At 43.1% G+C, this 16,762-nt stretch carries 13 protein-coding genes and 1 other RNA gene; 4 read left to right on the top strand and 10 right to left on the bottom strand.

Annotation, left to right across the window (positions count from 1 at the left end; translation table 11 throughout):
• Positions 1-11: 11 nt before the first annotated feature.
• Both ACKWCA_RS19790 and ACKWCA_RS19785 read right to left on the bottom strand, forming a co-directional pair.
• Complete coding sequence (locus ACKWCA_RS19790) at positions 12-2,477, bottom strand: carboxypeptidase-like regulatory domain-containing protein (protein WP_413979966.1); 2,466 nt, start codon at positions 2,475-2,477, stop codon at positions 12-14.
• A 5-nt stretch (positions 2,478-2,482) separates the two neighbouring features.
• Positions 2,483-4,174 (bottom strand): M23 family metallopeptidase, encoded by a 1,692-nt coding sequence (locus ACKWCA_RS19785; protein ID WP_413979965.1) that lies wholly within the window; start codon positions 4,172-4,174, stop codon positions 2,483-2,485.
• Between the two features lie 193 nt (positions 4,175-4,367).
• Here ACKWCA_RS19785 and ACKWCA_RS19780 point away from each other — a divergent pair, with 193 nt between their 5' ends.
• From ACKWCA_RS19780 to rny, 4 genes are all read left to right on the top strand, one after another.
• The gene (locus ACKWCA_RS19780; protein WP_413979964.1) at positions 4,368-4,658 is read left to right on the top strand and encodes a hypothetical protein; all 291 of its coding nucleotides are present in this window, start codon (positions 4,368-4,370) and stop codon (positions 4,656-4,658) included.
• Between the two features lie 13 nt (positions 4,659-4,671).
• The gene (locus ACKWCA_RS19775; RefSeq protein ID WP_413979963.1) at positions 4,672-4,965 is read left to right on the top strand and encodes a cell division protein ZapA; all 294 of its coding nucleotides are present in this window, start codon (positions 4,672-4,674) and stop codon (positions 4,963-4,965) included.
• A gap of 55 nt (positions 4,966-5,020) precedes the next feature.
• Positions 5,021-5,130, top strand: a non-coding RNA gene (ssrS, locus tag ACKWCA_RS19770) — 6S RNA.
• A gap of 50 nt (positions 5,131-5,180) precedes the next feature.
• The gene (rny, locus tag ACKWCA_RS19765) at positions 5,181-6,749 is read left to right on the top strand and encodes a ribonuclease Y (RefSeq protein WP_413979962.1); all 1,569 of its coding nucleotides are present in this window, start codon (positions 5,181-5,183) and stop codon (positions 6,747-6,749) included.
• A gap of 43 nt (positions 6,750-6,792) precedes the next feature.
• Here rny and ACKWCA_RS19760 read toward each other — a convergent pair whose 3' ends face one another.
• The 8 genes from ACKWCA_RS19760 to ACKWCA_RS19725 form a co-directional block, all read right to left on the bottom strand.
• Positions 6,793-7,101 (bottom strand): hypothetical protein, encoded by a 309-nt coding sequence (locus ACKWCA_RS19760; protein ID WP_413979961.1) that lies wholly within the window; start codon positions 7,099-7,101, stop codon positions 6,793-6,795.
• Positions 7,102-7,191: 90 nt separating this feature from the next.
• A complete protein-coding gene (locus ACKWCA_RS19755; RefSeq protein ID WP_413979960.1) occupies positions 7,192-9,456 on the bottom strand; it encodes a DUF349 domain-containing protein in 2,265 nt (754 codons plus the stop codon).
• A gap of 101 nt (positions 9,457-9,557) precedes the next feature.
• Positions 9,558-10,316: a shikimate dehydrogenase family protein gene (locus ACKWCA_RS19750; RefSeq protein WP_413979959.1), complete on the bottom strand. Its 759-nt coding sequence runs from the start codon at positions 10,314-10,316 to the stop codon at positions 9,558-9,560.
• On the bottom strand, positions 10,288-11,307 hold the full coding sequence (locus ACKWCA_RS19745; RefSeq protein ID WP_413979958.1) for a DUF368 domain-containing protein: 1,020 nt from the start codon (positions 11,305-11,307) through the stop codon (positions 10,288-10,290). The genes ACKWCA_RS19750 and ACKWCA_RS19745 overlap by 29 nt, the downstream gene beginning before the upstream one ends.
• Positions 11,308-11,322: 15 nt before the next feature.
• On the bottom strand, positions 11,323-12,234 hold the full coding sequence (locus ACKWCA_RS19740; protein ID WP_413979957.1) for a DUF368 domain-containing protein: 912 nt from the start codon (positions 12,232-12,234) through the stop codon (positions 11,323-11,325).
• Between the two features lie 78 nt (positions 12,235-12,312).
• Positions 12,313-13,713 (bottom strand): tetratricopeptide repeat protein, encoded by a 1,401-nt coding sequence (locus ACKWCA_RS19735; protein ID WP_413979956.1) that lies wholly within the window; start codon positions 13,711-13,713, stop codon positions 12,313-12,315.
• 97 nt (positions 13,714-13,810) lie between these two features.
• Entirely contained in the window at positions 13,811-14,992 is a 1,182-nt protein-coding gene (locus tag ACKWCA_RS19730; RefSeq protein WP_413979955.1) for an aspartate aminotransferase family protein, read from the bottom strand.
• The gene (locus ACKWCA_RS19725) at positions 14,989-16,698 is read right to left on the bottom strand and encodes an OstA-like protein (RefSeq protein WP_413979998.1); all 1,710 of its coding nucleotides are present in this window, start codon (positions 16,696-16,698) and stop codon (positions 14,989-14,991) included. Before ACKWCA_RS19725 ends, ACKWCA_RS19730 begins: the two co-directional genes overlap by 4 nt.
• Positions 16,699-16,762 lie beyond the last annotated feature (64 nt).

Genomic DNA, 16,762 nt, shown 5'->3' with positions numbered 1-16,762 from the left:
AGTCATGCCAGTTAAAGGCGTACTTTCATTCTGATATTCAATACACGACTGGTCATAAAGTTAGGAACGGCAAATTGTTGTTTACTATCCGCATCCCGAACCCATGTATTGGTAATCGAGTTTTGATTATTGAACAAGTTGAATACCTCGAATCCGATACTTAGATGCTTCAGCTCGTTCAGCCAATGGTCCCTAGGATGTTTTTTCCCTTCATTTGCAAAAATATAGGAAATACCTAAATCGGCGCGCTTGTAATCTCTTAATCTATTCTGAAAAATATATGGATCGGCGTAACTTGGTGATCCCCCCGGTACTCCTGTATTATACACTAGATTAAGGTACATTTTTAAATCGGGAATGTCGGGTACGTAGTCTTGAAACAAGATTCCGAATTTAAATCGCTGATCTGTCGGTCTTGAAATATAGCCGCGTCCATCGATGTTTTCCTCTGTTTTGAGGTAGCCCAGACTTACCCAAGATTCCGTTCCCGGAACGAAGGCACCATTGAGTCGCAGTTCGGCCCCATAGACATAGGCATTCGCATTATTGGTTGCTGCATAGCGAATACGAACGTCTTCAAGGGTATACGGATTGACATTGTCGAGCAATTTGTAATAGACTTCCGAGGTAAGGTTAAAAGGCCTTTCCCAAAGTGAAAAACTATATTCGCTGCCTAGTACAAAATGGGTCGCACGTTGTGCTTTCACATCTGGTTGTATCGTGCCGGCCGCATCTCTTAGTTCTCTGTAAAAAGGTGGCTGCTGGTAGACCCCTGTCGAAAAACGAAAAAGGATATCACGTTTCCAATCAGGTTTGATGGCCATTTGCGCTCTCGGACTCAAGACGGTCTGTGACACTTTTGAAACGCCTGTACCACTGACGGTCCAATGATGGGCCCGAATACCGAAATTGTAATAAAGAGCATTACCGTTCAAGTTTTTTCGTTCACTGAATTGCGCGAATGCCGAAAACCGGTTGGTTTTAACTGCGTTCTTTGCGATGAGGCTTTCAAAAGGCACCAGATCACCGTCAAAAGGCTCTTCTGGTTGGTTGTTGTTGAACTCCGATAGTGGTGGGCGCACCGCAAATCCTGCTGAATCGATAAATTCAGACTCCCTCAATTCATCCCGAATATCTTCATGGGTGTATTTTGCCCCCCATTCATATGTTTTTTCACCTTTGGTATGTTGCCCTTTATGGGCCAGATTGAAGATCAGGGCGTCCAATTTGTTTCGAGCTCTATTGAATTGGCTACCAATCCCTTTTGAAGAGGTGACTTCCCCAAGCGTCGCACTGCCAAGATTGGTGTCGATCTCGCCCAATGCATATTCGGCAATGACATCAGAGCGTTCATCCTCAATCGTGTGGTATAGTGACGAAATGACTTTTAGTGTGGTATTTTCGTCTAAGAAGTAGGTGCCTTTGAAAGCTCCGAGTGCTGTGTTGTACTTGTTCTTCTCTTCACCTTCGTATTCCACAACAAGGGCTCTGGGTGCACTTATGGTACCGAAGTTGGTCTGGCGATTCAGGGGCTCATTTTGATAATCGTTAATGGCTAGGCTACCTAAAAAGCTTAAATGGAATTTCTTCGAAAAACGATAGGTAGAATAACTTTGAACATCAAAAAAGGTCGGATTAAAATTCGTATTGGTCTGTTGGCTATTTACCAGTAGGGCGTTATTTCGATAGCGTATTCCAGAAACGCTAGTAAATTTTTTATCGTAGGATGCCGTTTCTATTGCTGCGCTTGCCCCGAGAAAACTAAGGTCCATTTGTGCCCCGAAATCCGTTGGGTTTTTATAGGTAATATCTAAAACGGAAGAAAGCTTGTCGCCATATTTCGCCTGAAACCCTCCCGCAGAAAACTTGATATTTTGAATGAGATCGCTATTGATGAAACTCAAGCCTTCTTGTTGAGCCGACCTGATTAGAAAGGGGCGGTATACCTCTATTTCATTCACGTATACTAGATTTTCGTCATAGTTTCCTCCACGAACCGAGTACTGTGTACTGAGCTCATTGTTTGAAGAGACGCCAGGTAAAAGCTTTAAGATGTTTTCGACCCCGGCATTGGCACCGGGTATCTGGCGAACCACCTCCGGAGGTATGGTGGTGATTCCTTCCACGCTTTTTTCCCCCGTTGGGGTGACCGTGACACCATCTACCTGAATGGCATCCGACTTCATCACCGGATTGAATTCATAGGTCTCGTTCGTGGTTAAAATCAGGTTTTTAAGAATAACCTCTTTGTGTCCGATATGGGAAAAAACGATTTCCGTCTCAATATCCGCGGTAATCTGTAGAACGAAATATCCATCAGCGTCAGTAAACGTGCCTTCGGATTTTGTCGTAATATTAACGTTGCTCAACGGATTGTTTTCTTCATCGAAAACGACACCGGTAATCGTAGCGGTCTGTGCCAATAATTGACATTGGCATAGCACCAAAAAGAGAAAGATGTGCGTACAACGCTTCAAGCCGCTTATTTTCTATAGAATGTACTTGTAAAGGTAGTGCTGTTACCGACATTGTCAGTGACTACAACTTCAAGTTGGCATTTCTTTTCGTTCAGAATCTTATCATCGAAATTGTAGGTGATCGTTTTTTTCTTTGGTTCGTACTCCATAAGTATCCAATCGCCGTTCAAGGTTGCACTGTAGGTGTCGATACCGCTTAAATCATCGGATATCATCAAACTGAGATAGCTGTAGTTGTTCAACCACTGCTTTTCCTTGAAATTTTTGGAACGAATTTTCGGGGCCACTGTGTCCATTGCCAAGGTATAGGTTCCCAAGTTTCGAGTTCGGGTCGTAAAGGTATTTCCTCTTTTATAGGTCGAGGCATAATTGGCCTTCATTTTTCTATCAAGACGGGCAATGAACATTTTTTTTTGTTTTTCTTTGCTGTATTTCGACACATCGAAGGTAACGGTGAAATTACGATGCGCCGCTACGCGATTATTATGGATTTTGACCGTATCATCATCCTTTTTCAAATCGATATAAAAATCCTTGTAAAAGGTATTGGAAGGGAAATACACTTTGGCCGCTCCCAGATTGTAATTATTCGGTTTCTTTGCGATGAGGTAATCTTCGGTCGTTTCCAACTCCTTCTTGATTTCCAAAGGCTCTTTTTTTCCTTCTATAGGAATAATCGCCTTGGTCACGTTCCCCTCAAGATCTTCAAGCAAAAGTTCTGCGGTGTAGCTGAGGCCCTCCTTCACTGTGATCTTACCATCGTTTTTTAGCGTGTTGTAGATACTGAGTCTATTGCCGGACTCCTTGAATAAACGCTGAATACGTTTACGGCTTTTACCGTAGTGGTCATAATCGATTAGGGTGTTGATGTATCGGGTTTCTCCATAAGAGAATGTTTCGAAATCATAATCGGTGTATACCTGTCCGTTAATGATTTGGCGAACCCTGTAAACACCGTTTTTGTTGGCTGCCATATCTTGGCGATCGAAACCGATAAAACCGAGACCAATAGTGCCCATGGCCGTCACCTTATCGGCCAAAAAGGTGCCATCCTTTTGTTTGGAGAAGTTGATCTGGGCTTTGGAGTTCGACCTATTGATTATGGCGCCATCGGATAGGGGATAAGCGAAAATCTGGCTTAATACCGGATTGGTGGCGTCTCTCACTTCATACCCGTACAACAGGGGGTTGGTCGGTTTTTCAGTGACACTGCTTCTAATTTCGAAATGTAAGTGCGGACCCGAGGAGCCCCCCGTATTTCCGGAATAGGCAATGACCTGACCCTTCTCGACCTTTACTTCCCCATAGTCAGGAAAAACCTCTACTTGATAGGATTGTTTCTTGTACTGTACTCTTTTGATATAGGCTTCTATTTCAGGTGAGAATTTTTTGAGATGGGCATATACCGAGGTATATCCGTTCGGATGGGCAACATAAATGGCCTTCCCATAGCCCCAATGTGAAATTTTTATGCGTGTAACACTGCCATCACCAATGGAATACACGGGAAGTCCCTGTCGTTGTTGCGTTTTAATGTCGATACCGCCATGAAAGTGATTCGAACGCAATTCACCAAAAGTTCCAGCCAGTATCAGAGGGATATCCAAGGGGGAACGGAAAGCGTCTTGGGGGTATTTTTCTTGTGCCGTAACGAGAGGGGTACAACTCAATAGCAGCGCGAAAATTAGTCTGTTCATAGTAAAAAGTAAGTTATCGCTAAGGTACTTAATAGCCATCAATCGATGAAAAACCCAGAGCTCTAATTGTGGTTCATCATGTACTCAACGATTTATTAAGGATTAAAGTATTACTTCAAGAATAATTGAAAAAAGTATTGCTAAGTAAGGACGTGTATGTTAACTTTGTGTAAAACGCGTTGAAATTTGCATCATGAGCGAATTGGTTGAAATAGTAGATTCCCTAGAAAACAAAATCAGCAAATTGCTGCATAAACTAGAGGTATTGCAAAAGACCAATTCATCTTTGGAAGGACAACTTCAAGTAGCGCGGGATCGTTTTGAACATACGAATCAGGCGATTTCCGAGTGGGAAGAAAAATATAAGTCGCTAAAGCTCGCAAATTCAATGCTTGGCAGTAATACGAGTAAAACAGAAGCTAAGCTTAAAATAAACACATTGATACGCGAGTTGGACCATTGTATTGCCCAACTTGCCGAATAATGTTCGAAATAATATGCCGGAGAAGCTCAAAATAAAGCTTTCAATCGCGGACAGGGTATATCCCCTGACCATAGACCCCACACAAGAAGAGGGGCTGCGGAAAGCAGCGAAAAATATTGAGCAATTGGCAAAAAAATTCGAACAGAGTTATGCCGTTCGTGACAAGCAAGATGTATTGGCCATGTGTGCCCTGCAGTTTGCCTCAAAAATCGAACAAAGAGGTATTGAACAATCCGAAGGAACCAAAGAATCCGTGAAGCGCCTGAAGGCCTTGGAAAACTTGGTGAATTCTAAATTAAGCATATAGCACGTTCTTTAAAATAAGTAAAGTTACTGCCCACATTGGTACTAATTTTTGACAAACTCAACACTAATTTGTTTAAAAAGGGTGAGTTTAGGTTGTAAAAGCATGCCTTGCTCGTACAAGGATCCTTGATCAGTCTGTTAGCCCTAAACCTGTTTAATGGAGTTTGTACAAAACTTCCCCAATGTGGGCTTTTTTTTTAAAACCAAATTGATGATATGGAATATATAACCACGATTGTTGTAGGTGTCGTTGGCCTCATAGTAGGATTCGTAATAGCAAAGTTCTTGGAAAAGGGAAAGGCGTCCAAAACAATCGCCAATGCTAAAAAAGAATCCGAAAGCATTCTTAAGAGTGCCAAAAGGGATGGCGAGAATATTAAGAAGGACAAGATTTTTCAAGCCAAGGAAAAGTTCTTGGAACTCAAGGCCGAACATGAAAAAGTCATTATATCGAAAGATAAGAAAATGGCCGAGGCGGAGAAGCGAACGCGTGATAAGGAATCTCAGGTGAGTAGCGAGCTCGCTAAAAACAAGAACATCAATAAGCAATTGGAAAGCAAGCTCAAGGATGTGCAGCATAAGGCTGAATTCTATGAGAAGAAACAAGCAGAACTCGAGAAGCTTCACAAGAGTCAGGTACAACAGTTAGAGGTCATTTCAGGTCTTTCTGCCGATGATGCAAAAAGTCAATTGATGGAATCGCTCAAGGAAACCGCCAAGTCGGATGCCATGGCCTACCTGCAGACGACCATGGAAGAAGCAAAATTGACAGCGCAACAAGAGGCGCGCAAAATCGTAATCAATACCATTCAGCGTATCGGTACCGAAGAGGCTGTTGAAAACTGCGTATCCGTTTTTAATTTGGAGTCAGATGATGTAAAGGGACGAATCATAGGTCGGGAAGGACGAAATATCCGCGCACTCGAATCGGCCACAGGCGTCGAAATAATCGTTGACGATACGCCAGATGCCATTATTCTTTCGTGCTTTGATTCCGTTCGACGTGAAGTGGCGCGTCTGTCATTACACAAACTAGTGACCGATGGCAGAATACATCCCGCCCGGATTGAGGAAATCGTGCGGAAGACAGAGAAGCAAATCAATAGCGAAATCGTGGAAATCGGTAAGCGCACCATCATAGATTTAGGTATTCATGGCTTGCACCCTGAATTAATAAAAGCCGTCGGGCGTATGAAGTACCGTTCGTCCTACGGTCAAAACCTATTGCAGCACTCTAGGGAGGTTGCCAAACTGTGCGGGGTGATGGCCGCTGAAATGGGCCTAAACGCGAAAATCGCGAAACGTGCCGGATTACTGCATGACATTGGCAAAGTTCCGAATACGGAAACGGAGGTCGAAACGCCCCATGCGATTTTAGGAATGCAATGGGCCGAAAAGTATGGAGAGAAAGCGGATGTCTGTAACGCCATTGGGGCACACCATGATGAAATTGAAATGAAGACCCTGATTTCACCGATCGTACAGGTATGTGATGCCATTAGTGGGGCCAGACCCGGTGCAAGAAGACAAGTGATGGATTCCTATATTCAGCGTCTAAAAGACCTAGAGGAAATCGCATTTGCATTCAGTGGTGTGCAAAAGGCGTATGCCATACAAGCAGGTAGAGAGCTTCGGGTAATCGTTGAAAGCGAAAAGGTCAGTGATGACAAAGCGGCGGAGCTGTCTTTTGAAATCTCTCAAAAAATTCAGACCGACATGACGTATCCGGGGCAAGTGAAGGTGACCGTGATACGGGAAACGAGGGCCGTCAACGTTGCAAAATAGCTATTAGCGTAAGCGTGTCTTGAGGGTTTATTCGCGTGCGGTATTATTGCGAAAGGGTAGCGTCCAACCAGTGACGTAGGTTCTGGGTTTCCTTTTCAGTAAGTTTTATTTTTCTCCCTTTGGGCATTTTCTTCTTCACGAACACCTGCTTCTGAATATCGGCAGCAAGGGAATCCATATTGCTTATGGTGAAAATATCCGTTCTTTTTTTCGTGGCATGGCATACATTGCACTTCGTACGCAAAACTGTGAAGGCTTGTGATTTGATTTGTTCTTGAAGAACAGCGGTATGTGATACATTCGGGTGCAACGCTGCAGATGGCACGATGAACCGAAGTAGTATAGCAAACAAAAGCAGCAGTTTCATTCTAGTGAGTGGGTCATGAAGGCAGGTGCATGTGACCGGGTCTTGGCCGCAAGGGCATTACATTTCATTTTTTCTTTATTCCTCTTCGGATGAATCGCCTTCGATTACCTCCTTATTGCGGTTGTTTTCCATAATGTTGAGCTTCTTCAGCTTTTCTTTCCAAGTAGCCAAAGCGTCTTTATGGTTCTGAACTTTTTGAATGACATCTTTTACCAAGGGGTTGTCTTCCGAGGCATTGGAAAAAAACTGAAGGTTATTTTCCAACTGTCGCATTTCATTTTTGCTTTCCTCTATCTTTCGGCGTATGAAGGTACGCTCATTTGAAATCGCCCGCTCATTATCGTCTTTGGCCAATTGCTGTATCTTATTGCCGTATTTCAAAAGCTCGGATTCCTGACGACTCACATCGAGTTTTCTAAAGATGGCATCGACTATTTTATTGAACTTTTGATTGATGCTCTTCTTGTGAAAGGGCACCCTACCATAATTCTTCCATTCGTCGATAAATTTTTTGAGTGCAGCCAGATCTTTTTCCCTGTTACCGGATAATTCAAATGTGCGTAATTGTTCTAAGCAGGCCTCTTTTTTCTTTAGGTTTTCGATTTCTCCCTGTTGTGCCTCGTTCTTTTTTGCGTGTAAACGGTTGAAATAATGATTGCAAGCTTCCTTGAATTCTTTCCAGATCTTATCGGAGTACTTTCGCGGCACATGGCCTATTTTCTTCCATTCACTTTGAATACGCTTCATTTCTTGTGTGGCGGATTCGCCCTCTTCACTATCTTTAAATGAAATCGCCAACGCTAACAAAGCTCTTTTCTTATCTAGGTTTTCTTGTTGTTCTTTTTTGAGGTTTTTGTAATAAGCGTTTTTGTTTCTGTTGAACGCTCGAACCGCATCTTTGAACGCTGCCCAGGTTTTTTCATTTACTTTTTGAGGAACTTTGCCTGCTTTAAAAAAGGCATTTCGTTGCACTTCTATTTCTTTGATCTGTTGTTGAAGTAGTTTGTGGTTGTCCGCAACATTAGCGGCTACTGCATTGATATTGGCAATAATCTCCTTCTTCTTGACGAGGTTCTCCTCATACTTGGCTTCGAGGTCCTTGTAATGGTCTTGACGCCTTTGATGCAGCACTTTCGTCGCTTTGCTAAAGCGCTCCCAAATTTCCTCACGATGCTCTTTACCTACAGGCCCGATATCTTCTTTCCATACTTTGTGAAGGGTCTGAAGCTCTCGAAAAGCTTTTCCTAAATCCGGTTCTGTGGCTAGCGCTTCGGCTTTTGTTACGATTTTTTCCTTCTCCTCCAAGTTATGCTTGAAATCAAGATCGCGAAGCTCGCGATTGAGGCTCAGGAAATCATAGAAAATCTCAATATGGTGTTGATAGGTTTTCCAAACATTATTGTAATGTGTTCGTGGTATCGGGCCTGCATTTCGCCAACGTTCTTGAACCCCTTTGAAATTTTTGTAAGTGGTGTTCATATCCTCTTCCACATTCACTAAACCTTTCAGTTCCTCAATGATTTCAAGGCGCTTACCGAGATTATCCTTTAGTGACTTTTCAAGGTTCTTGTAATACTGATTGCGTTTTTCACGGTATTCGCCATACACTTCGTTGAACTGTCGCTTTGTGACCGAATTGTATCTAAAGTCAATTTCGTTCCCTCCCTTGGCTATAAAATCTTCTTTCTTGCCATCGATGAACTCTTGAAACTTCAAGTCAAACTCGTGTTTGATACTGTCCACGTGTTTTTTGATGGCCTGAATCTTCTCGTTTCGAACTAATTTCTGAAGTTCTCCAGTAAGATTCTCAATGGTCATCGAATGGTAATCCAAGAAGGGAATATGATGGCGATGATGGTTGTCCGTATCTTCTGCATCTTCTGCATTGCTTTCATCGATTTCCTCTAGCACTTCTTCTTCTTCCGAGTCTTCCGCTTTTTTTGGCGTCGCGGATGTATCTGATTCCTGTAATTCAGCTACTTCCTCCTTTTTAGGTGCATCTTTTTCCACTATTTCTTCCGAGTCTTCCGCTTTTTTTGCCGTTACGGATGTATCGGATTCCTGCAGCCCAGCTACTTCCTCACTTTCGGGAGCATCTTTTTCCGCTATTTCTTCCGAGTTTTCCACTTCTTTTGGCGTTATGGATGTATCGGATTCCTGCGGCTCAACTAGTTCCTCATTTTCAGGAGCAGCTTTTTCCACTTCTTCTTCTGAAGCGATAGCAGTGGATTCCTTTGGGATTTCTGGCGTTTCCTTCGACTGCTGGGCCGTTTCACCTGATTCCAAAGTCCCATTTTCGGAAGTATTTTCCTGAATTTCTTTTTCTTGCTCCTCTAACATCGATGATCTATGGTTTACACAAAAGATTCTATTGTAAGATAGTCACTACGACTCGAAGTTCAAAAATTATGAACGTTTTCTTTGGAAGGATATCAGGCGGACTATTCTAGGTCGTTCCAGATTTCCCAGGCTTTTTCCGCTTGCAGTTCTAGCATATGAAGACCGTTGCAAATAGCAGCACCTTGGGCGGCCCCATGCTGTAAAAAAGAAGTTCTTTCAGGATTGTAGATCAAATCGAACAGAAGGTGCCTTTCGCCAAGGTGTTCATAACCTATGGACGGTTTGTGCGCTATGTTGGGGTGGGTGCCCAAAGGAGTGCAATTGATGATTACTAAATATTCATGCAACAATGCTGCGTTGAGGTCATCGTAGGCGTATTGATTTTTCCCTGGATTTCTCGATACGAACGAAAAATCGATACCTAAGTTGTCAAGTACATATGCAATTGCTTTTGAAGCCCCTCCGGTGCCTAAAATCAACGCTTTTTTATGGTATGTCTTCAGATGGGGTTCTAATGATTTTTGAAAACCATAGGCATCGGTATTAAAGCCGGTCAAGCCATCGGCTCCAAATTTTATGGTATTCACGGCCCCTATCTTCTCGGCCTGTGCATCGAGGGCATCCAAATAAGGGATAATGTCTTCTTTATAGGGAATGGTCACATTAAGACCTCTGATGTCGTTGGTGTTGCGCAGGAGTTCTGGAAATACACTGATTTCCTTCAAGTCAAAGTTCTCATACGAGTGGGACTCTAACCCCAAATGTTCAAATTTAGTACTGAAATAACCCCTCGAAAAGGAGTAGGAAATATCACGTCCGAGGAGACCGAATCTATGCTTGTTTTTTTCTTCTTTTTCCATACCAATCCAATCCTAGTAAAATAGCTATTCCAATGAGCACGAAAAACAAGGCCCACCATGTTTCGGGGGTTCCAAAATCAGGAAAGAACCTCTCGTAGTTTTCGATAATGGCCTTCCCGTTAGAGTCCAGTAGCACAGTGCCTGTTCCATCGGTCTTGAAAATCGTTTTTTTCCATGGCCAAACCACTCCCAGCGATCCCGTGATAAAGCCCAAGATCACGGCGGTAGTGATATGACGAAAATGTTTCAGTACATAGCTTAAAATATGTGACAGGGTCACTAGACCAACTGCGGAACCGGTGGTAAATACGGCCAGTATGGTGAGGGTTCTCAGGCGTTCGGAGTTCTGGGTGAAGCTGAAATCACCCGTGATGACCTCAGACACGGTATCATACAGCGCATTTACCGAATCGACCAAAAGTAAAACGTAATTGCCCAGTAGGATTAAAATAAAAGAACCCGAGAGCCCGGGTAAGGTCATGCCCGATACGCTGATCATGCCACACAGAAAAATAAAAAGCAAATTGTCATTTTGCGTAGCGGGACTCAGAAAACTGATTGAAATTCCGACAAGCAGTCCAACGACTCCAGAAAAAACGGTGCGCTTGTTCCAACGTTTGAAATCTTTGCCGATGTAGTAAATGGATCCCAAAATCATTCCGAAGAAGGCCGCCCATACAAAAAGCTCTTTACGTTCAAGAAAGTAATCCAAGATTTTTGATACACTGAAATAACTTACGAGCATGCCGAAGATGAGGAGTGACAAAAACGAGCCGTTAATGTAGCGGTAAAAACTTTTGAAGCGTCCTCCGAATAGGAGTTTAAATGCCTTACCATTGATTTTTTGAAGCGAATAAATGAACTCTTCATAAAACCCCCCAACAAACGCGACGATACCCCCTGAAACCCCGGGTACTTTATTGGCAGCACCCATGCACAAGCCTTTCACGACCAAAAAGATTTTGTCAGAAAGTGAGCGTTGTTCATTCATAAATGAGGTTGCTTATTATTTTGAAGCCACTTTTTCAAGTATAAAAATAAGCGAAAAACCAATGACGGCAGCAAGTAGGGCCGATGTGATTTGTGGATCTCCGTCAAAGGCAAAAGGTGAAATACTTTCATCGATGACAATTACTTTTTGTCCAATCTGTTTGGTGCTTATGATTTGTTTCCAAGGCCATATTTTGTTCAATGACCCTGCGATGAACCCTGTCAGTACCGCTAAGGTAATGCTCTTGTGATGGCTGAACATCCACTTCAACAAACGGGCAAAACTTAAGAGGCCAACAAGGCAACCAAGGGCAACGGTAACCAGTATTTTAAAATCCCGTTGGTCCACAGCCTCAATAACCGTCTTATATGAGCCTAAAAGCACCAAAATAAAAGCCCCGGAAATACCTGGTAGGATCATTGCACATATGGCAATAGCGCCCGACATAAATAGGTAAGGCAGACTATCGGCATTGGTGGAAGGAGGTAATGTAGTAATGTAATAGGCCAATACCGAGCTCAGTAGTAATAGGATGATGGCCAAGGGAGTCCATTTTTTGATTTCCTTGGCGACAAACAGAATACTGGCGAGCACGAGCCCAAAAAAGAAAGACCATATCACGATGGGATGAAATTCAAGTAACCACTTGATCAGTTTTGAAAATGATATGATACTGATTAGCATGCCTGAAAATAGGGCTAATAGAAAGTTTCCGTTGAGATGCTGCCAGAAAGCCTTGAATCCTTCTTTGCGCAACGTTTTAAAAGTTGAAAGGTTGACATTGTTGATTGACGTGATAAATTCTTCATAGATTCCGGCCACAAAAGCAATCGTACCCCCAGAGACTCCGGGGACTAATTCGGCGATGCCCATAGCCATGCCTTTTAGAGTGATGAACACGTATTGTAAAAAGCTGCGATTTTCCATTGATTTAGCCGAATAACTGGATTTCGACCTCGTTTTCAAAGAGGTCAGTAGTTGTAGACAAGGCCAAAAATAGACCTTTTATTTTGAAGTCTTTTTGATATTGGAAATTATGTTCAAGGCCCATTCAGTCTCAGCGAACTGAGGAAATTCCTCTTCAAAGATATAGCGTTTTTCTATATCTAATTTTAGCGCATCGATTAAGGTAATACGCGCATTGATAGGGTCTTCGGCCATGAGTTGATATCCTGCTAAAAGATAAGGAACCTTTGCGTTTTCAGGGTAAAATTCCTTGCCCTGCGTCAAAATCTGGATGGTCGCCCCAAGGTCATCGTTTCGGTAGGCGACTTTAGACCACTTCAACCAAGTGTCCAATTCGTAGTTCCCCAGATCAACAGCCTGTTTGTAGGCGTAGTCCGCTTTGTGAAAATCTTTTAGAGCCGTATTGATTTGAGCACATTTCTTCCAATATAAAGGATTTTCCCCATCGATGTTCAGTGCCTTATTGATATAGTATAAGGCTTTTTTCGGATCTCTTTTTTGATAATAGAAATTGGTAATGGCCAACCATCCCTTATCCAATAGGGGATCTTCATGCACCGTTTGGTAGTAGTAGTACTTGGCCATATCATCATTGTTCAACTTTTCATGGCATTTACCGATACGGAGATAGGCATGCGATGTCGGGTCTTCAATATTGATCGTGGTTTCGTAGTTCTCTATCGCTTCTTCATATTTGCCCAATTTCTCCAGTACCTTTCCTTTTTCAAAATAAGCACCGATAAAGGTATCATCGGAGATAATAGCAAAGTCATAGGCAGTCAATGCTTCCTTATAAAGTCGCTTTTCAAAGTATTGCTTGCCCAACTGATGCCAGGCAACCTCACAATACGGATTGCGATCGAGATAGTCGTTCAAATAACGGATGGCGCCATCAAAGTCTTCCAAAAACTCAAAGCAATAGATTACGTTGTATAGCGAAGAGTAGTCCTGCTCATCAAATGAGACACATTTCATGAAGTTTTCCTTGGCCAATTTGAAATCATCCATGAATAGGTACTCCATGCCCATTAAGGAATGCACATCAAAAGCATTATCGGAAAGTTCCAATGCTTTTTGCAAGAGTACAATGGCGGCTTCGTGATTGTCCTTTTTGGAATAGATATTGGCACGTTGGATATAAATTTCCTCGTTGCTTGAATCCAATAATTGCAGTTTGTCAAGTAGGGCTTCGGCCTGATCGAGGTTGTTCTCGAATACGAGCACTTCAACATCGAGCAATTTCAATTGAATGGAGTCGGTATGTTGTTGGAGCCCTATTTTAATGGCTTTCTTCGCCAGGGCTATCTTACCGTTGTTAAGGTAATGATGAATGATGTCCTCAAAATCTTCCGCATCAAAGAAGTAGACATCATCTGTCTTGAGCATCGATTCAAACTTGGCTATGGGCCGACTTGGTCTTTCGTTAGATTCTAACGCCATAGGAACTTTTTGGTTAATCTACGGAATTAAAAGTAGTGGTTTGAAACTTCTTTAAATTCTTTACTGCTTCTATATTATTAACAAATTAGTTAACAACTTATTGTTCAAGTCGGTCTAACACCTTATGGATGATAGCACAACCATTTTCAATCTCCTCCGTTGAAATCGTTAGGGGCGGCGAGATACGAACGGCCCTTGGTTCGAATAGTAACCAGAATAAGATCAAACCCTCTTTTGCACATTCGAGTACGAGTTGATTTGCCAGTTCCGCCGATTCAAATAGGAGCGCAAGCAATAGTCCCTTGCCCCTGATCGTTTTGATTTTGTGGTGCTTTAGAAGATTTCTAAAGGCTTTTTCTTTTTCCAAGGTCTGTGGGATCAGGTCGGCGCGGGTCAACTCTTTCAGGGTGGCCAAACTGGCAGCCGCAATTACCGGATTGCCTCCAAAAGTAGTGATATGACCTAGTTTCGGTCCGTGCTGTAGATTTGACATCAACTGTTGTGATGCAGTAAAGGCGCCGACGGGCAGCCCTGAGGCCATACCTTTGCCCATTACCAGGATATCGGGTACGCAATCGAAATGTTCAAATGCGAATAGTTTTCCGGTTCTTCCGAAGCCGGGTTGAATTTCGTCTAAGATGAGTAGGGCCCCAACTTCGTCACAGCGTTGCCTCACTTTTTTCAAGTATCCTTTTCTTGGGAGAATGATGCCGGCCCCGCCCTGAATGGTTTCTAAAACAACAGCCGCAGTGGTATCGGTAATGCGCTTGAGATCTAGTTCCATATTAAAATGTAGAAATGAAACATCGGGCAATAGGGGACGAAAAGCACTCTTGCGTTCTTCATAGCCCATGAGGCTTAAGCTTCCCATTGTATTGCCATGATAAGCATGATGGGCAGAAATGATCTCGGTTCTACCCGTTGCCCGACGAGCCAGTTTGATGGCGCCTTCAACGGCCTCCGTGCCCGAATTGACCAGATAGGTGGTTTCGAGAGGACCGGGCAAAAGGGATGCTAGCAATTTCGTGTATTCTACAGCGGGTCGTTGGGCATATTCACCATATACCATGACATGCATGTAACGCTGTGTCTGCTGCTGAATGGCCTCAACGACCTTAGGGTGGCAATGCCCGAGACTACAGGCCGACACCCCGGCAACAAAGTCTAGATGGGCTTTTCCACTAGTGTCATAGAGGTAACTTCCCTTGGCATGGGATACTTCCAGCGAAAGGGGATGAGGAGTTGTTTGAGCTTGATATTTTAGAAAATCGGATTTCATTGAAATTTTGCCGCCTTTACCTTCTGCACTTTGGGCCTCTTGTTGGGCTCTGACATGTCATCGTTAGGTAGCGGAATATTATTGACAGGGTCTCCTGGATTCTTGTCACGTTCCTCTTCTTCGGCATCAATATCGATCGGATTATCGATACCTCGAATGACGACCAATTCGATATTGTTATCGTCTTCGTCGAAAATATCCTCCTTGGTCAAGATCCGTTCATCTCCTCGCCAAATAAAGCCCTTTAACTTGCGGCTATCCGAAGGCAAATCCTTATCGGGAAAGATATCCCCATCCGGTTGGGTTCTGAACGTTAGGTCTTCCACGTCATTATTCGCCATGGTAATTCGAATGGAACTACAAATGGTCTTGTTGATGCCTATTAATTCTTGATCATCATTGTACATGTAGTAAATGACCTCGGTGTTTTTGACCAAATCGATGATCTTCAACTCGTTTTCCTTAAATTTTCCATAGAGATTGACCCCTTTCGCCTGGTTGTACCCTGTTTGACTTATGCTGTCCAGAGATACGATAAAGGCATTCTCCAACACTTTCAACGAATCCAACTTTTCGGTCTTGACATTTGAGATAATATGGATGCTATCTCCCGTCATCTGATTTTCCCCATTCCACAGCACCGGGTTGCGTACCAATTGAATCAATCCGGTTTTTTCGGCTGAATGTATCGAATCACATTTTCCGCTCATATCCGTTTTAAAGAACTTGGCATTTTTAAACGCCCTGACGATGCGATTGTCCGGAGGCCCTGTGACCATTAATGTATCACCGTGAACGTATAACGAATCTTGTTCGACCAAACTTATGGTCACTGCTCTTTTGGTCGCAAAAACCGAATCTTTTGCCTTGAAGACTTCGGCATAATGTGCCCGGGTCACGGCTTGATTGATGGTATCGGTAACCGTAATATTGTTGGTGGCTGAGGCAAATTCCGTGGCCTTGTCGAAGTAGACGCTATCGCCTTCAATGATTCTATTGTTGTAATCGATGCGTGTGTTTTTGATGCCGTACCCTTGTTCTATCTTGGTCTGATAAAAACCGCGCTCACAATAGATTTTATAGGTCTGCCCGGTGATAGTAGAGGGGCCGTACATATAAGCGTTGTCAGAAGTGGTGTAGTAATCCAACTGTTCTGAATCCAATATGTACTGTGGATTATCAATATGCACACTATCCAAAAACTGGAACTTTTTGATTTCCATAAAGTAGCGCCCGATCCTACTGGTCAGGGTATTTGCCGAGTCGATAATAGTACCTGAATCTTGGTAATAGGCTTCTTGCTTTTCACGGTCAAAACGCAGCGTATCCGTGGTGAGGGTCATGCTGCCGGTCTCAGAGGTCTTACTATCTAAAACGACATTTTCAAAAGCTTTGGCCAGTTTTGTGTTGCCGTCGTAATTGATTTTGCCACTGGTCATTGTGACCGAATCGCCTTGCTTCATCCGTACATTTCCAATGGCACGCAGCCTATTTTCTTTGAGGTAATGAATGGCAATGTCGCACCATAAATCCGCACCTTCATGTTCAAATTGTACTTGACGGTCGTCCTTACTGAAAATGGCCGCACCCGGAAAATTCTCTTCATCCTTAGTGAAATTTGCTCCGTGAACGATATTTATCTGCTTTGTTGAAGTCGTATCATTTTGTGTTTCTCCAACGGAAATTTGCGCTTCACAATAGGCAATGGCGCATGTGAATAGTAGAAAAGTGAATAGGCTTCGCACCGAATGAATTTTTGTCAAAAATAGG

Source organism: Maribacter corallii, assembly GCF_047345415.1.
GTDB lineage: Bacteria > Bacteroidota > Bacteroidia > Flavobacteriales > Flavobacteriaceae > Maribacter_C.
This window is presented reverse-complemented; position numbering and strand designations above follow the sequence as displayed.